Source organism: Collinsella sp. AF29-7AC (assembly GCF_003475665.1).
In the GTDB taxonomy this organism is placed as follows: domain Bacteria; phylum Actinomycetota; class Coriobacteriia; order Coriobacteriales; family Coriobacteriaceae; genus Collinsella.
In genome coordinates, this window is sequence record NZ_QRQX01000001.1 from 130,646 (window position 1) to 148,056 (window position 17,411).

Consider the following 17,411-nt stretch of genomic DNA (forward strand, 5'->3'; position numbering starts at 1 on the left):
TGCGGTCGAACCCGAAAGGGCACGGAGCTGAGCTATCTGCACCGTGATTCCCTTAGGGAAAACACGGCTAAAGCCCCGTAAGCGTGTTCTCCTTGGGGGAATCATGCTTACAGGGCTCGATACATGTTGAGAAATTGTGATTAAACTCTAAGTGAGAATCGAATTAGTCTGCTCGATAGTGCGATCCGAGACTTTCGGTTCGCTTACGCATGGCTTTGATCATTTCCTGTGCTAGTTGAATCTGCGATTGCAGGCGGGCGAGGGCTGCGACTTCGCTGTCCTGGGCTTTCTGTGTGCTCAAGGTCGTTGCCTCCGTCTTCAAGCCCTCAAGCTCGTGTAGTGCCTCGGATAGGCCTGTTTCGGTCCTGTTGATCATGCAATAGGTGCTCATCGTGTGCCTTAGGCTGTGTGTCAGGCGTTCGGCATCTGTTGCGGCTATGCCGTACTGGGGGAGGGCGATATCCGCCTTCAGGGCTGTCTCGGGCTCTTTCTGTGCTGCTTGGGCTGCCGATGCGCCCGCGATGCGCCCGAACACGATGCCGTTGGCGCTTGACAAGCCACCAATGCGGTCGGCGCCGTGCATGCCGCCTGTCGCCTCACCGCAAGCGTAGAGGCCCTCAACGCCCGTTTGCGCGGTCTTATCGATCTTGATGCCGCCGTTAGCGGCGTGGGCATACATCGCAACGCGCATCTCGTCAGTCGGGGCGATGCCGTGCTCGTCTTGCAGCCAGGTGGCAAAGGTCTGCACAAACTCTGGGACATCCTCGCGGGGAAAGTCGTAGTGGAGTGCCAGGCCTTCGACACCTGCCTGATCGATGACGAGATCGATAGCGCGGGAGGCCAAGCGTGACGTGAAGGGACCATATCCAGAGCGCTGCTCGAGCAGGTCGTCCAGCTTGTTGTCGGCAATATCTACCGGCTGGTCAACATGTACGTAGCGCCAGGTTTTCTCGTTGAAGACCAGGTTGCGCTTGGGCTCGATGAAGCCGGGCATCATCTGCATGAACTCTATATTAGTAAGTGTTGCGCCGTGCGCCAGCGCGATGGCCTGCGAGGAGCTGAGCACATCAGCCGACGTAAGGCTGCGCTCGAACAGGCCACCTGTGCCACCGGCTGCGATGATCGTGGCCTTGGCAGCAAAGGGCACGATTCGATTTTCGGTGAGGTCGTAGAGCACGGTTCCGGTTATTCTGCCGTTCGTGTCCTCAACAAGGTCGATAAGCTCATGGCGGGGGAGCAGACGAATGCCGAGCGACTCGAGCCGGGCCGTCAGAGCGTCCTCAAGGGGCTTGCGGGTGAGGCCGCGCCACATGCGCGTTTTGTGGTCAAAGCAGGGGATAAACTGCTTTTGCTGAGCGCTCTCAGCGCTTTGCGGACGCTGGAGCTCAACGCCCAGGTCTTGCTCGAGCCATTCAATTGCCTGGGGAATGCCGTGCACAAACGTCTGGACAAGCTCGAGGTCGGCGACACCGCCGCCGACGGTCTGGATGGTGTCGATGAGGTCCTGCTCGTCGCCCTCGTCGACGGGGCCAATAAGGCCCAGACCCCAGGTGCCCGGGAAGAAGCTCGATCCGCTCATGGTCTTGCCGGCGCTTGCTACAGTGACGGTTGCGCCCGTACGCGCTGCCTCTATGGCGGCGCAAAGTCCCGCAATGCCAGATCCAATTACCAGTACATCAGTCGATTCCATCGGATTCCTTTCTCGTCCGGCGCATTGTCGCACGGGTGATCGGCAATGGGGCCGCAAAGACTCGGCAAATCGGTAAAGGGCACATATGGCAGGTGGGCGTCATGGACGTTCTGACGCTCCGTCTCATCACATCTCGTATTTCGCCCCAACTGATATATCGGCATTAGCTGCCCTGCGACAGCGTAAACAAAAAGAGCCGCTACCCCGAAAGGTAGCGGCTCCAAAGCTCAACTATGTGAGCATCGCGCGGGCGCGACTAGGCCTTGAGGGCCTCCTCGACGGCGACAGCGCAGGCGACGGTGGCACCGACCATGGGGTTATTGCCCATGCCGATGAGACCCATCATGTCGACGTGCGCAGGCACGGAGGAAGAACCTGCGAACTGGGCGTCGGAGTGCATGCGGCCCATGGTGTCGGTCATGCCGTAAGAGGCAGGGCCGGCGCCCATGTTGTCCGGGTGCAGGGTACGGCCAGTGCCGCCACCAGAAGCGACGGAGAAGTACTTCTTGCCAGCCTCGAGGCGCTCCTTCTTGTAGGTGCCAGCGACGGGGTGCTGGAAGCGCGTGGGGTTGGTGGAGTTACCGGTGATCGAGATGTCGACGTTCTCGTGCCACATGATGGCAACGCCCTCGCGGACGTCATCGGAACCGTAGCAGTTAACGGCAGCGCGGGGACCATCGGAGTAGGGGATGGTCTCGACGACCTTGAGCTCGCCCGTGTAGTAGTCGAACTGGGTCTTCACGTAGGTGAAGCCGTTGATGCGGGCGATGATCTGAGCGGCGTCCTTGCCCAGACCGTTGAGGATAACGCGCAGCGGCTTCTTGCGAGCCTTGTTGGCGTTCAGAGCCAGGCCGATAGCGCCCTCAGCGGCAGCGAAGGACTCGTGGCCAGCCAGGAAGGCGAAGCACTCGGTGTCGTCGGAGAGCAGCATAGCGCCCAGGTTGCCGTGGCCCAGACCGACCTTGCGGTCCTCGGCAACGGAGCCGGGAACGGTGAAGGCCTGGATGCCCTCGCCGATGATGGCGGCAGCCTCAGAAGCGGTCTTGGCGCCACGCTTGACAGCGAGAGCGCAACCGAGGGTGTAGGCCCACTCGGCGTTCTGGAAGGCGATGGACTGGGTGTTGTTGACGATCTCACGCGGGTTGAAGCCCTTGTCGGTGCAGATCTGCAGAGCTTCCTCGAGGGAGGCGATGCCGTTGTCGGCGAGGCACTTGTTGATCTTGTCAGCGCGGCGCTCGTAACCTTCGAACGTAACAGTCATAGTTATTTCCCTCCCTTTCTACTCGTGAACCGGGAACACGCTGGCGACGGAGTGAGTCTCCTCGTCGGTGCGCGGGTCGATGTACTTGGCAGCGTTCTCCCACTGACCATAGTGGCCCATAGCGCCAGCGATGGCCTCCTCGGGGGTCTTGCCGGCCTTGACGGCGTCGGTGAACTTGCCGAGGTTCAGGAACTCGAATGCGATGATCTCGTTCTTGTCGTTGAGAGCCATGCGGGTGACGTAGCCCTGAGCGAGCTCGAGGTAACGAGCGCCCTTGGCCTTGGTGCCGAACATGGTGCCGACCTGAGAGCGAAGGCCCTTGCCGAGGTCGTCGAGGGAGGCGCCCACGGGCAGGCCGCCCTCGGAGAACGCGGTCTGGCTGCGGCCGTAAACGATCTGCAGGAAGATCTCGCGCATAGCAACGTTGATGGCGTCGCAGACGAGGTCGGTGTTGAGGGCCTCGAGGATGGTCTTACCGGGAAGGATCTCGGAAGCCATGGCGGCAGAGTGGGTCATGCCCGAGCAGCCGATGGTCTCAACGAGGGCCTCCTCGATGATGCCGTCCTTGACGTTCAGCGTGAGCTTGCAGGCGCCCTGCTGAGGTGCGCACCAACCCACACCGTGCGTAAGACCGGAGATGTCGGAAATCTCCTTAGCCTGGACCCACTTGCCCTCCTCGGGGATGGGTGCGGGGCCGTGGTATGCACCCTTGGCAACGGGGCACATGTTCTCCACTTCCTGTGAGTACTGCATGCCTCTCCTCTCTATCGTGTTGGCGTCCCGTCTGGGGGTCGTGGCTGGCGATTGCCGGGCGACCCTTCGAAAGGGACATGACATGCAGCCCCTATAATACCGCGAAATGCACGGAATATTCGGCGAACGGCTCAGTTTTCGTAGCGAGAAGTCCGGAAGTTTTAATTGAAACGGTTTAACTATATGTTCTGTGGTCGCGAACTTCCGTAGAGGGGGTTCGTCTTGGGCAAGCTTTTGGTCAGCTCTTGTATGCGTTGCGGGGTCTGACCTGTTGCAACGGTGCCGTTCGCCGCCCGTTTACTGCCTTTGGCCGCGCGAGTGTATTGTTTTGCGTGAATGTTTTGATGGCACGCTTCAATCGTGCTGTATTGGATGGCAATCAGATCCCGGCGAAGGGAGCGCCATGCAGCGCGTTTGGAGAACGGTTACCGGCTTTTACCATGTCTGTGCCCGCGGTACGGGCAAGCAGCTCATCTTTGAGGGCGATGAAGACCGGTGGGAGTTTTTGGAGCTGATGCGCGAGTGCTGCCGCGAGGCGGGCGTGACGGTTATCGCCTGGTGCCTTATGGGCAATCACGTGCATCTGGTGCTTGCAGATTACGAGGACGCGATGAGCGCGGCGATGCACCGGCTGCTTTTGACGTACGCGCGGCGGTTCAATAAACGCACGGGGCGCACGGGGCATCTGTTCCAGAACCGTTTTGACCGGCGCTCGCTCGATACCGACTGGCAGGTGATGGAGGCTATTCGCTCCGTACACGCCGATCCACAGGAGGCGGGCGTTGGCCTAATCGAGCGTTATCCCTGGAGCAGCTTTGCGGAGCATCTGCGCGCTTACGACAGTGATGCGGCAGATGCCACGAGGGGATTTTCCGATCCTTCTTGCATGCTTGAGCTTTTTGGTTCTGCCGAGGCCTTTGCTGCCTATTCGCTTTCGACGCCCGAGGGCGGCGAGCCAACGCTGGGCGATATGAAAGAGACGGAGTGGGAACGCCACGCCTTTGCCGACAAGTTGGCGAAGAGCCTCGGGGTTCCGCTCCGCGGGGTTAAAGCCGCACCGCCGGCGCGGCGCGATACCGTTATTGTTGGATTACACGATGCCGGTTTCACGGTGCGCCAGATTGAGCGCTATACCGGGATTGGCAAAAGTACCGTCTCTCGTATTGTGCGTGCCCGCGCGCGGACGGCGATGCGGACTGGCGGAAACGTGATGTAGGGTCGCCTGTGCACCGCAGATGGGGTCGTCCATACGCCGCAACAAGCGTTCAAAAGCTTGGTGCGGTAACTGCACTTCTTAATATGCATAGAACAATCGCCATCTTGCATAAAATAAGGGCTCAGTCCGGGTTTGCCCGTGCCTACCCCCATCTGCGCCGTGCAAAAAACGGAGTTTTCAGCATCGCGGTACTGCCACTACCGTCGCAATTTTGCAACATACGGGCCCCGAAACTATTTATGTCTGCCGATGCACTCCCGAAGCTCATGTTTGCGCCCCTGAGACCACGATGCTTGTTTTAAAACGCACTATATATGCGCCTGGAGACGTTGATTAACGCTTTCGATGCGTATACACACAGCTTGGCGTGCTGAATACTCGCAAAAATGCACGCCGCTCCCTATGGGACCCGTCTGCAGCAGGCGCGAAGCGAATCGGAGCCCAGCTGGATGGGGCATGGGACGATGCTAGGCGTGCTCGTGGCCCTGCCGCAGGCCTTTGGTGCTGTGGAAAACGCCCGTGTTCGCGTCTGGCTGTGTGGTAAATGACAGACGGGGTGCCGGACGCGCGGACTTTGTGCGTTCGCGCTCATTAGAAAAAACAGAGCCGCCCGTATCGGGCGGCTCGGCAATCAAAAACCTTGGATTCGGGGCATACGCTACTGGTTTGCTTGCCCCTCGAGCATGCCGTCGAGGGTGCGCCAGGCGAGCTCGGCGCATTTGACGCGGGCGGGCATGTGCGAGATGTCCTGAAGCTGGGCGGCTTCGTCCAGGTCTTCCAAGTCCTCCTCGGAGAGCTTCTCGCCGCGGATCATGGCGAGGAAGAGTCCCGCCAAGCGACGTGCCTCCTCGACGGTCTCGCCGGTGATGAGGTCGGCCATGATGTCGGCACTGGCCTGGCTGATGGCGCAGCCGTGGCCGGTAAAGGAGGCCTCCTCGATCACGCCGTTCTCGACGCGCAACTGCAAGGTGAGCTCGTCTCCGCAGCTGGGGTTGATGCCGTCGTGCTCGTGCGTGGGAGCATCCATCTCGTACTTATAGTCGGGGTGCGAGTTGTGCTCCATAAATGTGGTGGAGGTGTAAAGGTTACCCATTGAACGTGCTCCAAACGTGATGCAGACCGGCGATGAACTTGTCGATGTCGGCCTTGTCGTTGTAGAAGGCCACGCTGGCGCGGCAGCAGGCAAGGTTCTCGACGCCCAGCCAGGTGAGCAGTGGCTGCGCGCAGTGGTGGCCGGCGCGGATGCAGACGCCGTCCATGTCCATGATGCTCGCGACGTCGTGCGGGTGGATGCCCTTGACGTTAAAGCTCACAACGCCGTGGTGGTTGTCCCAATAGATGGAGCCGATGATCTGGACAAAGTCGAGCTGCATGAGTTCGCCCATCAGATAGTGGACGAGTGCCTGCTCGCGGGTCTGGATGTTCTCGTAACCCACCGTGTTGACCAGGTAGTCGAGTGCCGCACCCGTGGCGAAGATGCCGGCGGCGTCCTGCGTACCCGCCTCGAACTTCTCGGGGACAGGAGCCCAGACGGCGTCCTGCTCGGTGACCGAATCGATCATCTCGCCGCCGGTGAGCATGGGCGGCATGGCGTTGAGCAGGTCCATCTTGCCCCACAGCACGCCGATGCCCATGGGGCCCATGGCCTTGTGCGCGCTAAAGGCAAAGAAGTCGGCGCCCAGGTCGGCCACATCGACCGGCATGTGCGGCAGCGACTGCGCACCGTCGACGACCAGGTAGCCGCCGTACTTGTGCACGAGCTTGCCGAGGTTCTTGACCGGGTTCTCGACGCCCAGCACGTTGGAGACCTGTCCCACGGCCAGGATTTTGGTCTTGGGACCCACCTTTGCAAGAACCTCCTCGGTGGTGAGCTGGCCGGTCTTGGTGGGGTAGAGGTAGACGAGCTTGGCGCCGGTCTCGCGGCAGACCTGCTGCCACGGAATCAGGTTCGAGTGGTGCTCCATGATGGTGATGACGACCTCGTCGCCCGGTTCGAGCACTGTGGGCGCAAAGCTCTTGGCGACCAGGTTGAGCGACTCGCTCGTGTTGCGGGTGAAGACGACCTCGTTGGCCTGTGGGGCGCCGATGAGGTCGGCGATCTGCTGGCGCACCTTCGCGATAGCCTCGGTGGCCTCGACGGACAGCGAGTACAGGCCGCGCAGGGGGTTGGCGTTCATGCGCTGATAGAAGTTGCGCTCGGCGTCGAGCACACAGGCAGGGCGCTGCGCGGTGGCGGCGCTATCGAGGAAGGCGATCTCGGGGTGCTGCTGGAACAGCGGGAACTGGCCCTTGTAGGGGTTGGTCTCGATGTCCACGGTGGGCCAGCCGCGCGAAGCCTCGTCGCTGGCGTCGAGCTCCATGGGCTCGGGGGCAGTGCAGGTATCGCATTTAACGTGCTCGGTGTCGATCATGCGAGCTCCTCTTCAAAGTTGTCGATCAGGTTGTTTCCCAGGCGGACGACGGCGGCGCGGGTGCGCTCGTCGGTGGCGGAAAGCGCGGCGTCCTCCAGCTTGGCGCGGATGAACAGGTCCTCGGCGGCGTTTTGGTCAAGGCCGCGGCAGGCGAGGTAGAATAGCTGCTCGTCGCGGACGTGACCGATGGTGGCGCCGTGGTTGCCGGCGACGTCGTCCTCGTCGCAGAGAATGACGGGAACGGTCTTGTTGTCGACGCCCCTGTTGGCCAAAAGCACCGTCTCTCGCTCGGTGCCGGTTGCACCCTTGCAGCCGTGCACGAGGTCGATGGTGCCGCGGTAGACCTTCTTGGACGTGCCGGTCAGCACGCCGTTGGCGTCGATCTCGCACTCGGTCTTGCGACCGCGGTGGCGCAGCTCGTAGTTAAAGTCGCGCACCTGCTCGCGGGCACCCAGGTAATCGGTATCGATGGTGACCTTGGCGGTATCGCCCAGCAGGTCGCCGGCAAGGCCGGTGGCGCTGGCGCCGGCACCCAGGACGGTGTGCTGCACGTTGACGCGCGCGCCCTCGTCCAGGAACAGGCCGGTGTCGTCGAGCGCGATCCAGCTATCGTCGAGCGTCTGCGTGCAGGTCACGTTGACGGTGGCATACTCGTGGGCGCACACGCGTAGCACGGAGCCCACGACACCCTCGCCGGCAACGGGGGAGTCCAGGGCGATCTGCAGGTCGAGCGTTGCCTGCGGGCGAGCGACGATGTCGATGGCGGCGATGGCCGCGGCGGCATCGACACCGCTCACGCGCACAGCAACCGTAACGTGCTTGTATGCGGGCACATCGATGACGATGCGCTTGGTAGCGTGTTCGGCCAAGTAGGCGTAGGCAGCCTCGCCCATGCCGGTCTCGAAGGCCTCGGCGGGGGAGAGCTCCTCCTCGAGCTTGATGGCGCCGGCCTGGTAGACGGAGGTGGCGGGCACGTCGAGCTCGGTCTCGGGCGTGATGCGGGCGCGGTCGGCGGCATCACCGGGGGCGGAGGCGCGGCGCTCGGGGAAGCGCTCGGCCATGGCGTTCATGGCGGTGCCAAACGCGTCGGCAGCGCCGGCAAACTGCTCGTCCAAGCCCTCGACCTCGACGGCCTCGGCAGGAGCGACGGCAAGCTCGTCCGAAAGCTCAAGCTTGGTCTGGTTCATCTTGAGCCAACCCCAAGTGGCAGCAGGCATCGCATTAACCTGCTCGAGCGTGGTAGCAGCGGTGTTCGTGGTCTGTTTCATTATCCGATCGCTCCTTCCATCTCGAGCTTGATCAGGTTGTTCATCTCGACGGCATACTCCAGCGGCAGCTCCTTGGAGACCGGGTTGGCAAAGCCGTTGACGATCATGGTGCGGGCCTCTTCCTCCGAGATGCCGCGGCTCATCAGGTAGAACACCTTGTCGTCGCCGATGCGGCCGATGGTAGCCTCGTGGCCGATGTCGACGTTCTTGGCGCGGATGTCCATGGCCGGAATAGTGTCGGAGCGGCTCTGGTCGTCGAGCATCAGCGACTGGCAGCTCACGGTTGCCTTGGAGCCCTCGGCCTTGGGTGTCGCCACAATAGAGCTGCGGAAGGTCTGAATGCCGCCACTCTTGGAGATGCCCTTGGTCTCGACGGTTGCCGAGGTCTCGGGCGCGTTGAGCACGACCTTGCAGCCGGTATCCAGGTTCTGGCCGGTGCCGGCAAAGGTGATGCCGGTAAAGCTCGAGCGGGCGCGACGGCCGTTGAGCACGCTCATGGGGTAGAGGTAGCCCACGTGGCTGCCGAAGGAGCCACTGATCCACTCGATGTCGCCATCCTCGTCCACGCGCGCACGTTTGGTGTTGAGGTTGTACATGTTTTTGGACCAGTTTTCGATGGTCGAGTAGCGAAGGTGTGCACGCTTGCCCACAAAGAGCTCGACGGCGCCGGCGTGGAGGTTGGCCACGTTGTACTTGGGCGCTGAGCAACCCTCAATGAAGTGCAGGTCGGCATCGTCCTCGACGATGATGAGCGTGTGCTCAAACTGACCGGCGCCCTTGGCGTTAAGGCGGAAGTAGCTCTGCAGCGGGAAGTCTAACTTGGTGCCCTTGGGCACGTAGACAAACGAGCCGCCCGACCATACGGCGCCGTGCAAGGCCGCAAACTTGTGGTCGGTAGGCGGGATGAGCGTCATAAACTTCTCGCGGATGAGCGGCTCCCACTGCGGGTCGTGCAGGGCCTCCTCGATGCCGGAATAGACGATGCCCATCTTGGACGCCGTGTCCTGCATGTTGTGGTAGACCAGCTCGGAGTCGTACTGCGCGCCGACGCCTGCCAGGTAGCTGCGCTCGGCGTCGGGGATGCCCAAGCGCTCAAAGGTGTTCTTGATGTCGTCGGGCACCGACTCCCAGTCGTGCTTTTGGTCGGTGTTGGGCTTGACGTAGGTGACGATGTTGTCCATGTCCAGGCCCTCGATCGAGGGGCCCCACGTCGGGTCGGGAAAACGATTGAAGATCTCGAGGGACTTTAAGCGCAGATCGAGCATCCACTGTGGCTCGTCCTTCTTGGCGCTGATCTCGCGCACGATGTCGGGCGTGATGCCGGCGTCGAGGCGCTCGAATCCCTCCTCGCCGTAGGTGAAGTCGTAGAGGCTGCGGTCGATGTCCGCAACCTCGGTGCGGTTCTTGGTCATTGCGTCGCCCCTTTACGCCTGCTGCTCGGCAGCGGCGGCCTCGGCCTGGGCGCGCTGCTCGGCGGCCTCGCGCTCGAAGGTCTCAAAGCCGTTCTTGTCGATCCAGGGGATCAGCGAGGCATCGTCCTCGCGCACGATGTGGCCCTTGACCATAACGTGGACGCGGTCGACATCCAGGTGCTCCAGGATGCGCGTGTTGTGCGTGATGATGAGCATGGAGCCGTCGCAGCTCTTGCGGTAGGCGTCCATACCGTGGCTGACGGTGGACAGGGCGTCGACGTCCAGGCCGGAGTCGGTCTCGTCCAAGATGGCGAGCTTGGGCTGCAGCAGCAGAAGCTGGAGCATCTCGACCTTCTTTTTCTCGCCGCCCGAGAAGCCCACGCCCAGCTCACGGTTGAGGTAGGCGGTATCCATGTTAAGCTCGGCCGCGAGCTCCTTGACGCGACGACGGAATTCCTTGCCCTTCATCTCCAGGCCGGGGCGGCCGGCGATACTGGCGCGCAAAAAGCTCGACAGTGGCACGCCGGGGATCTCGATCGGGGCCTGGAAGCTCAGGAACAGGCCGGCGCGCGAGCGCTTGTCGGTGGTGAGCTCGGTGATGTTCTGGCCGTCAAAGACGATGCGGCCGTCGTTGACCGTGTAGACGGGGTCGCCCATGACCAGGTGGCCAAGGGTGGACTTGCCGGCGCCGTTGGGTCCCATCAACACGTGGGTCTCGCCGGCGGCGACGTTAAGGTTGACGTTGTGGAGGATGGTCTTCTCGTCCACGGAGGCGGTCAGACCTTCGATGGAAAGCAGCGGATTTGCGCTCATGCTGTCCCTCTCTGTATATGGTGTACTCATGGGTGTACGAAACCCTAGGAATCTTCTCGGAATAAAGTTACTATGGGTTCGGCGTTAGTCAAGGGAAAACCCGACTAATCCACTCGACTTTTCTAGATGTGGGACATAATAACCTGTTGTGTTTGTCCCACTTACTTAAGATTTGGGACAAACAAACCTGGTTATGTTGTCCAAGATGCGATGGGAGGGTAGGTATGCTCATTTCTTCTAAGGGCCGCTATGCCCTCCGACTGATGATCTATATCGCAGCGCTGGGCGACGCCGAGGGCAAGATCGCTCTGCGCGAGGTCGCCGACCGCGAGCGTATCTCGCAAAAGTATCTGGAGCAGCTGGTTCGTCCGCTCATGAAGGCGGGCCTACTTAAGAGCGTGCGCGGCAAGGGCGGCGGCTACATGATGGCCAAGGACCCGGCCGAGGTGCGTGCTGGCGACATCCTGCGCGCTGTCGAGGGCAGTACGGCTCCGGTGGCGTGCGACGGCATCGACAACAGCTGCGCCCGTAGCGATCTGTGCTCAACCGTCAAGTTCTGGCGCGGCCTGGACGACGTGATCGAAAACTACGTCGACGGCGTGACGTTGGCCGACCTTGCTGCCGTCCCCGAGATCAACTTCGACATCAAACTATAGGGCTGCAAATGACATCTCTCGACAAGGTGTATAAGCAAATTGAAGTTTTTGCTCGGGAATGTGACGCCGAGAAGGTTGTGCTGTTTGGTTCCCGCGCTCGAGGTGACAACTTGCCTAAGAGCGATATTGACATCGCCGTAGCAGGTTGCCGGGATTTCGGCCGGTTGTCATATTTGATCGAGGAGCGTCTTGATACTCTTTTAGATGTAGATGTCGTCAATCTCGACGAGTCCTTATCGCGTCAATTGCTCGATGAAATTGCCAGGGATGGTGTGATTCTGTATGAAAAAATATGAGAACTTTGTCAGCGCCTTGGCGAATCTTGAGGATGCGCCCAATCAGGATCTCAACAATGATTTTGTTCAGAGTGGTTTGATTAATAAGTTCAATCTTCAATTTGAACTGAGCTGGAAGCTCCTTAAGCGTCTGCTCGAGTATGAGGGCGCCACGCTTGCCGCGTCGGGGTCTCCTCGTGCCATCTTGAAGGAGTCCTACCGATTCTACGACTTTATTGATGAGGCGGCCTGGCTAGATATGCTCAAAGACCGCAATACGAACGTCCATATCTATGACAACAAGCTCGCTCAAGATTTGATTCAGCGCATCTTGAACGTATATATTCCCGCTTTTTGTCAGTTGAGGGACGGGCTGATGGAGCGATACGGCGAGCTTCTGATGGCGCCCGACGACCAGTTTGTTTAATTCCTTAAGTTTTCGCGGAGGGTTGTTGCCGTTTACCGAGGGGTTGTTGTGCAACAACGGGCGAGCTGCAATACTTACTTTTATCTTTGCAAACTGCACTTTAACTACACCAATGCAGGGAGGATTTTATGCAGCCCAAGCATTCTGCGATTGTCGCGGGCCTGACGCTGGCGCTTTCGTTTGGCGCCGTTACCGCACCCGCGCCCGCTGCCGCCGAGGAGCCCACGCCGGGCGTTGCCTCGGGTGCCACCGATATCGATAAGGGTCTCTATACCCAGCAGTCCTTCTCGGGCGTGCTGAGGTCGGTCCAGGGCGTTTCGTTTGTTAACGTTACCCCCGAGATGAAGTACTTTACCAAGTACGAGAGCCATGGCAACTATAACCAGGGCTTTTCGTATGGCGACGGCTATAACGCGCTGGGTTATTACCAGTTCGACCGTCGATGGTCGCTCATTCCGTTTATGAAGCAGGCCTACAACTACAACCCCGAAAAATACAGCATGCTCAAGGATGCGATTGATCGCGGCAGCGAGATTTCCAACACGAGCAATGCCATGTACGAGAACGGCCAGCTCACCGAGTTGGGCCGTATTGCGCAGGAGGCTTTCCAAGGTGCTTATAACACCGACCCTGTTGAGTTCTCGGCTCTGCAGGATGCGTATGCGTACAACTCGTACTATGCGGTGACCGAGGCGTGGCTCAAGAGCGGCCTGGGCATTGATATTTCGGGCCGTGCCGATTGCGTTAAGGGCATGGTGTGGAGCATCACCAACATGTGCGGCACCGGTGGCTGCAGGGACTTCTTCCGTTGGGCAAACCTTTCTAACAGTATGACTGATCGCGAGTTTGTGACGGCGCTTTCCAACAGTGTGGTCAATAACGTGGCGACCAAGTATTCGAGCCAGCCCCAGTATCATGAGGGCTGGAAGAACCGCTACCGCAACGAGCTGAAGGACTGCTTGGTTTATATCGCCGAGGACGAGGCCGCTGCCGCTGCGACGCCCGTGCAGCCCGAGCCCACGCCGACGCCTGATTCGAATGACGACTCGAGCGACGATGCCAACGATGACAGGATGGATTCGCCCTCGACCGATGCTGACGGTGATGGCTCTGCTGGTGGCACTACCAACAACGGCTCTACCTCGAACGGCTCCGTTTCGAACGGCTCTGCTGCGGGCGATTCGTCTTCAAGCTCTGCAGGCAATACGGACAGCGACGCTTCTGGTTCGACCGGCGCTGGCACCTCTAACTCATCCACCGGCTCGAGCGATTCGTCCGTTGGCACCGGCTCTAACAACGGCTCCGGCTCTGACGCAACCCCTGGTTCCGATGCTTCCAAGGATGACTCGAATAAGGCGCCGGACGTTCCCGTTGCTTCGCCGGACAAGAAGCCTTCTTTCTCCGAGCAGCTTGGTTCTACGCTGGGCTCTTCGCTGATGGCTGGCGTCAATAACGGCTCGACCCAGAACAAGGGCAACTCTGATCAGGTTTCCACGGAAAAGATCGAAGCCGCAAAGGGCGACTCCAAGGACAAGGCTTCCGAGAAGACCGAATCCGATAAGGGTTCTAGCTCTGAGGAGAAGAGCGACAAGTCCGAACAGAAGAAGGACGAGGATAAGAAGTCTGAATCTGAGGAGAAGGACAAGAGCAAGGCCGAGGGCGAAAAGAAACAGTCCGAAGACGACGACAAGAGCGGTGCTGACAACCAGGTCCAAGAGCAAAATGACTCCAAAACGGTGACCACCACGACCACGACGACTACAACTACCAAGTCCTCGGGCGGCAACATGCCCAAGACGGGCGATCTGATTGTGATGGCGAGCCTTGCCAGTGCAAGCTTGGCCACACTGGGCGCTACGTCTATCGTAAGTGGTAAGCATAAGCTCGATCAGCAGAAGAAGGCTTCTGGGGAGGACGGCTTGGAGGAGTAATCTTCCAGATCGTTTTCTATAAGAGTTTGGGACGGGGTCCGGTGCGGCGGCATCGGCCCCCCCTTTTTTTGTTGTGCAACGATTTGTTATGCCCCCTCGGGGGTCTGTTGCTACCGCTGCCCGAAACGTTTGCATGTCGATATTGTTGCGCTCTACCCGCTCGCTACAATGGGCATCGTGCTGCGTTAGAAGGAGAGTTTACGGTGTCTGAACAGGTGAATTGTGGTTTTACTCATGCGTTTGGTGCACGGTTGCTCAATCATGCGGATAGCGCAGCTCTACCGGTTGATGCACGCGACTTTTCCGATGCAATCAATCGGTGTTTACTCGTCGATAAGACTATGTTTATTGCCGATATATTGGACAGTGAAGCACCTGTTGCGCTTTGCTGTCGGCCCAAGGGTTTTGGCAAGAGCATGAATTTATCGATGCTCAAGTGCTATTTGGAACGACCTGATCGCCGGCTGCCGGATCGAAGCCTGTTCGCTGGTACCCAGATTTGGCAGGCGGGCGGCGGTCGCTATCGTGATGAGTACGCGAGTTATCCGGTCATCATGCTCGACTTTACAGCTGCCGCTTCGAGGCATGGCGCTGGTGCTGCGGCAGCAATTCGCGGGGCTGTCGTGCGCGAGTGCGCCCGATTACTGCCGCTGCTTGCCGCGCCTGATCTGTCAAGACGTGAGGTTCGTCTTATCGAGAGGGCGGCGCGTGGGGTGGCCAGCGATAAGGAGATCGATGCGGCGCTTGGCGTGCTTATTAAACTGCTCCAGGCAGCTTTCGATGAGCAGGTTGTTCTTCTGATAGACGACTACGACGCGGTATGTCCAAAGCGTTTGGACGCTAAGGACGACGGTAGCGTGGATTCCCTAGAGTCGCTCAGCCGAATGTTGTTCGACACCATTGCCGATGCCGGCGACTCGTTGCGATTGACGTGTCTGATGTGCGAACGCCCCGGTCATGCCGAGTTTGCGTTGTCCCAACGTGGGGTTTCCTATCGGTCGGCGACAGCGTTGTCGAGTTGGTGTGATCGATGGTTCGGTTTTTCGGACGACGAAGTCCAAGTGCTGTTGGATTGCATCGGTCGCAACGGCTGTCTGGATGACGCGCGTGAGTGGCTCGAGGGCTATCTGCTTGGCGGTTTTTATTGCTCGAGCCCGGAGCGCGTGGTGGACTACGCACATCGCGGTTGCGTCGCGCCCGTTCGGGCAGATCTGTATGGTTACGCCGACCGTCTGAGCGCATGCGTCGGCGACTGGAATCTCATGCGCCTGTCCGCATTGTTCGATTTACTTGAGGCGCATGGGTTTATTGAGGTGCCAGTGCATGTGCATGCCGAGGAGGCCGATGCCGCCAAGCCCGAAGATATCTGGACAGCGCTGTATCTGTCTGGATTTCTTACGACGGACATGACGGGGCATTCGGAAAACGGCGCGTGCCTTCGTTCCCTGCGTCTGCCTAACAACGAAGTGCGTCAGGCGCTCCGTCTTGTAATTCTGGAATGGTTTGAGTGCGCCGTTGAGGACGTTGGAGTTATCGACTCGTTCCATGACGGGCTGTGTCGAGGAGACGAGGACGCTGTAAAGCAAGCTTTGAGCTGTGCTATCGGCGATCTGGGCATCGATGTGGGCCAATCAGATATGCCGACAGCCTATCATCTGGTGCTTCAGGGGCTCTGCTTTGGACTGCCTGGCTATTGCAATCCCAGCTCCAAGCGAAGTGGCGTCTCGGATCGCTGGGATATCCAGGTGATTCCCACCGGTCGGGTGTTTGACGTGGCTGACACGTTCGGCATGCTCGATGAGCGACCGCTCATTACGATCAACATGATGTACGACCCTGGCGTCGATGCCCTGGGCCTGGAACTGTTGGCGGTTCAGGCGCTGCTCGAAATCGAGCGCGACGGCATCGATGATATCCGCGTGCCGCGCCCCGCCGTCGGGCGCATGCGTTGGGGCTTTGGTTTTGACGGTCAGCGTGTGTCCGTGGTGTGCCAACGACTGTAGCGGCGGGCGAAAGCCCTTTACTACTCCGCGTCCTTCAGGGGCGGCATGGGCTTCCAGTTAGGATCCTTAACGATCTTGCGGGCGTCCTTCATGCCGCGGCGCAGCGCCGGAATGCCGGTCTTAAAGCATTTGTCGACTGCTGCCAGACGAATGAACTCCTTGCAGAAGGTCGCGGCATTGCCCAGACGGAACAGCATGGGGTGGTAGTCACCGTAGATCTGCATATAGCGAGCGAGGAAGCCTCGGTTGCGCATGATGTAGTAGCGGTTGGTGTCGCTCGTGGAGTTGAGCTGTCGTTTGCCGGCGATATCCCAGTTGGAGACGGCGCGGGCGCGCTTGAGCACCACGTCGGCAACCACGGCGGCGGGGAAGTGCTGGCTGGCCACGTAGCCGTAGCAGGCATCGTCGCCGTAGATAAAGAAGCGCGCGTCGGGCAGGCCAATCTTGTCGACCACGCGGCGCGAGAACATGCCGCCCTCAAAGCACAGTTGGTTCATGGTGCGGTAGCCCTCGGGCCCCAAGTCCCACTTGGCGATGGGGTTAGGGATGCCGAGCGAAAGGATGAGCTGGTACTGCCAAAAGAAGGCACCGCCGTCAAAGTCCAGGCGCGAACCCTGGATGACATCGTAGCGGTCGGTCCACTTGGCAAGACGCTCGATGCCTTCGGGGATGACGAGCACGTCGTCGTCCATCACCCAGAACCACTGGGCCCCCAGATCGTAGGCGCATTTAGTGCCGGCGGAGAAGCCGCCCGCACCGCCGCCGTTTTCGAGCTGCGGGGCGTAGATGACACGGTCGGTGCCGCCCTGCGCGTCGGGCTGCTCGGTGTCGATGCCCCACAGGTTGGCCAGGCGCTCGTTAAATGCGGTGCACATGGCCTCGGTCTCGCGCGAATTCTCGTTATCGACAATCACGATGCGCCAGGGCGTTGCCGTGAGCTCGGTCATGGAGTCGAACAAGTTGGCCAGGAGTTCCTGGCGCTTGTACGTAACGACAACGATGGCGAGCTTATCGATGGGGGCGGGAAGGGTTGAAGGCATGGGGCAATATATCCTTTCACGCGCGGCGGGCGAGCGCTGCGCGGAAGCTATCGAATACGTCCTTGGGACTGTCCTATTGTAAAGGCTCGGCGCACCTTGACGGCAAGCTTTGAATAAAACGCAGGAACCTGCCATGGGCCCGCCGCATGACGTGCGGCTACTTTGCCCGCAAGAGGCTCCATAGATTATATAAACGCCTGCTGGCGAGCTGACCCTTTGATACTATGAAACGACAGGTATTTCCTAAGGAGCACA

Annotated in this window: 15 protein-coding genes; 6 read left to right on the forward strand and 9 right to left on the reverse strand. The window is 59.9% G+C overall.

The window, feature by feature from the left end; translation table 11 throughout:
- Positions 1–163: 163 nt before the first annotated feature.
- From DWZ15_RS00555 to DWZ15_RS00565, 3 genes are all read right to left on the reverse strand, one after another.
- A complete protein-coding gene (locus DWZ15_RS00555; RefSeq protein WP_118448623.1) occupies positions 164–1,690 on the reverse strand; it encodes an FAD-dependent oxidoreductase in 1,527 nt (508 codons plus the stop codon).
- 256 nt (positions 1,691–1,946) lie between these two features.
- On the reverse strand, positions 1,947–2,951 hold the full coding sequence (locus DWZ15_RS00560; RefSeq protein ID WP_055252290.1) for a GGGtGRT protein: 1,005 nt from the start codon (positions 2,949–2,951) through the stop codon (positions 1,947–1,949).
- Positions 2,952–2,969: 18 nt separating this feature from the next.
- Positions 2,970–3,704 (reverse strand): iron-sulfur cluster assembly scaffold protein, encoded by a 735-nt coding sequence (locus DWZ15_RS00565; RefSeq protein WP_006235554.1) that lies wholly within the window; start codon positions 3,702–3,704, stop codon positions 2,970–2,972.
- Between the two features lie 403 nt (positions 3,705–4,107).
- On the opposite strand from DWZ15_RS00565, the gene DWZ15_RS00570 reads away from it, so the two are divergent.
- Positions 4,108–4,920, forward strand: coding sequence for a transposase (locus tag DWZ15_RS00570; protein ID WP_118256623.1), 813 nt, complete (start codon positions 4,108–4,110; stop codon positions 4,918–4,920).
- Positions 4,921–5,578: 658 nt separating this feature from the next.
- Here DWZ15_RS00570 and sufU read toward each other — a convergent pair.
- From sufU to sufC, 5 genes are read right to left on the reverse strand one after another with little or no spacing between them, the layout of a single operon-like run.
- On the reverse strand, positions 5,579–6,013 hold the full coding sequence (gene sufU / locus DWZ15_RS00575) for a Fe-S cluster assembly sulfur transfer protein SufU (protein WP_117766943.1): 435 nt from the start codon (positions 6,011–6,013) through the stop codon (positions 5,579–5,581).
- Positions 6,006–7,331, reverse strand: a complete 1,326-nt coding sequence (locus tag DWZ15_RS00580; RefSeq protein WP_199579997.1) for an aminotransferase class V-fold PLP-dependent enzyme — start codon at positions 7,329–7,331, stop codon at positions 6,006–6,008. Before DWZ15_RS00580 ends, sufU begins: the two co-directional genes overlap by 8 nt.
- Positions 7,328–8,599 carry a SufD family Fe-S cluster assembly protein gene (locus DWZ15_RS00585; RefSeq protein ID WP_118448626.1) on the reverse strand — a complete coding sequence of 424 codons (1,272 nt, stop codon included), beginning with the start codon at positions 8,597–8,599 and terminating at the stop codon, positions 7,328–7,330. The genes DWZ15_RS00580 and DWZ15_RS00585 overlap by 4 nt, the downstream gene beginning before the upstream one ends.
- Entirely contained in the window at positions 8,599–10,011 is a 1,413-nt protein-coding gene (gene sufB / locus DWZ15_RS00590) for a Fe-S cluster assembly protein SufB (RefSeq protein WP_118448629.1), read from the reverse strand. Before sufB ends, DWZ15_RS00585 begins: the two co-directional genes overlap by 1 nt.
- A gap of 12 nt (positions 10,012–10,023) precedes the next feature.
- Complete coding sequence (gene sufC, locus DWZ15_RS00595) at positions 10,024–10,824, reverse strand: Fe-S cluster assembly ATPase SufC (protein ID WP_118448632.1); 801 nt, start codon at positions 10,822–10,824, stop codon at positions 10,024–10,026.
- A gap of 224 nt (positions 10,825–11,048) precedes the next feature.
- Between sufC and DWZ15_RS00600 the strand changes: the two genes are divergently transcribed.
- The 5 genes from DWZ15_RS00600 to DWZ15_RS00620 all read left to right on the forward strand — a co-directional run bounded on the left by DWZ15_RS00600 (position 11,049) and on the right by DWZ15_RS00620 (position 16,116).
- A complete protein-coding gene (locus DWZ15_RS00600) occupies positions 11,049–11,480 on the forward strand; it encodes an Rrf2 family transcriptional regulator (RefSeq protein WP_117736724.1) in 432 nt (143 codons plus the stop codon).
- An 8-nt stretch (positions 11,481–11,488) separates the two neighbouring features.
- Positions 11,489–11,776, forward strand: coding sequence for a nucleotidyltransferase family protein (locus tag DWZ15_RS00605; protein WP_089572006.1), 288 nt, complete (start codon positions 11,489–11,491; stop codon positions 11,774–11,776).
- Positions 11,763–12,182, forward strand: coding sequence for an HI0074 family nucleotidyltransferase substrate-binding subunit (locus tag DWZ15_RS00610; protein WP_089572004.1), 420 nt, complete (start codon positions 11,763–11,765; stop codon positions 12,180–12,182). Before DWZ15_RS00605 ends, DWZ15_RS00610 begins: the two co-directional genes overlap by 14 nt.
- A gap of 128 nt (positions 12,183–12,310) precedes the next feature.
- Complete coding sequence (locus DWZ15_RS10445; RefSeq protein WP_158572466.1) at positions 12,311–14,113, forward strand: hypothetical protein; 1,803 nt, start codon at positions 12,311–12,313, stop codon at positions 14,111–14,113.
- Positions 14,114–14,316: 203 nt separating this feature from the next.
- Complete coding sequence (locus tag DWZ15_RS00620) at positions 14,317–16,116, forward strand: AAA family ATPase (RefSeq protein ID WP_089572000.1); 1,800 nt, start codon at positions 14,317–14,319, stop codon at positions 16,114–16,116.
- A gap of 20 nt (positions 16,117–16,136) precedes the next feature.
- Here the strand turns inward: DWZ15_RS00620 and DWZ15_RS00625 are convergent, their stop codons facing one another.
- Positions 16,137–17,156: a glycosyltransferase gene (locus DWZ15_RS00625; RefSeq protein ID WP_117786538.1), complete on the reverse strand. Its 1,020-nt coding sequence runs from the start codon at positions 17,154–17,156 to the stop codon at positions 16,137–16,139.
- Positions 17,157–17,411 lie beyond the last annotated feature (255 nt).

What these genes read in the sequence shown, in the direction of transcription:
- DWZ15_RS10445 (WP_158572466.1), top strand. Translation starts at nt 12,311, where the DNA reads ATGCAGCCCAAGCATTCTGCGATTGTCGCGGGCCTGACGCTGGCGCTT.
- DWZ15_RS00585 (WP_118448626.1), bottom strand. Translation starts at nt 8,599, where the DNA reads ATGAAACAGACCACGAACACCGCTGCTACCACGCTCGAGCAGGTTAAT.
- DWZ15_RS00580 (WP_199579997.1), bottom strand. Translation starts at nt 7,331, where the DNA reads ATGATCGACACCGAGCACGTTAAATGCGATACCTGCACTGCCCCCGAG.
- DWZ15_RS00605 (WP_089572006.1), top strand. Translation starts at nt 11,489, where the DNA reads ATGACATCTCTCGACAAGGTGTATAAGCAAATTGAAGTTTTTGCTCGG.
- DWZ15_RS00560 (WP_055252290.1), bottom strand. Translation starts at nt 2,951, where the DNA reads ATGACTGTTACGTTCGAAGGTTACGAGCGCCGCGCTGACAAGATCAAC.
- sufU (WP_117766943.1), bottom strand. Translation starts at nt 6,013, where the DNA reads ATGGGTAACCTTTACACCTCCACCACATTTATGGAGCACAACTCGCAC.
- DWZ15_RS00565 (WP_006235554.1), bottom strand. Translation starts at nt 3,704, where the DNA reads ATGCAGTACTCACAGGAAGTGGAGAACATGTGCCCCGTTGCCAAGGGT.
- sufB (WP_118448629.1), bottom strand. Translation starts at nt 10,011, where the DNA reads ATGACCAAGAACCGCACCGAGGTTGCGGACATCGACCGCAGCCTCTAC.
- sufC (WP_118448632.1), bottom strand. Translation starts at nt 10,824, where the DNA reads ATGAGCGCAAATCCGCTGCTTTCCATCGAAGGTCTGACCGCCTCCGTG.
- DWZ15_RS00625 (WP_117786538.1), bottom strand. Translation starts at nt 17,156, where the DNA reads ATGCCTTCAACCCTTCCCGCCCCCATCGATAAGCTCGCCATCGTTGTC.
- DWZ15_RS00570 (WP_118256623.1), top strand. Translation starts at nt 4,108, where the DNA reads ATGCAGCGCGTTTGGAGAACGGTTACCGGCTTTTACCATGTCTGTGCC.
- DWZ15_RS00555 (WP_118448623.1), bottom strand. Translation starts at nt 1,690, where the DNA reads ATGGAATCGACTGATGTACTGGTAATTGGATCTGGCATTGCGGGACTT.
- DWZ15_RS00600 (WP_117736724.1), top strand. Translation starts at nt 11,049, where the DNA reads ATGCTCATTTCTTCTAAGGGCCGCTATGCCCTCCGACTGATGATCTAT.
- DWZ15_RS00610 (WP_089572004.1), top strand. Translation starts at nt 11,763, where the DNA reads ATGAAAAAATATGAGAACTTTGTCAGCGCCTTGGCGAATCTTGAGGAT.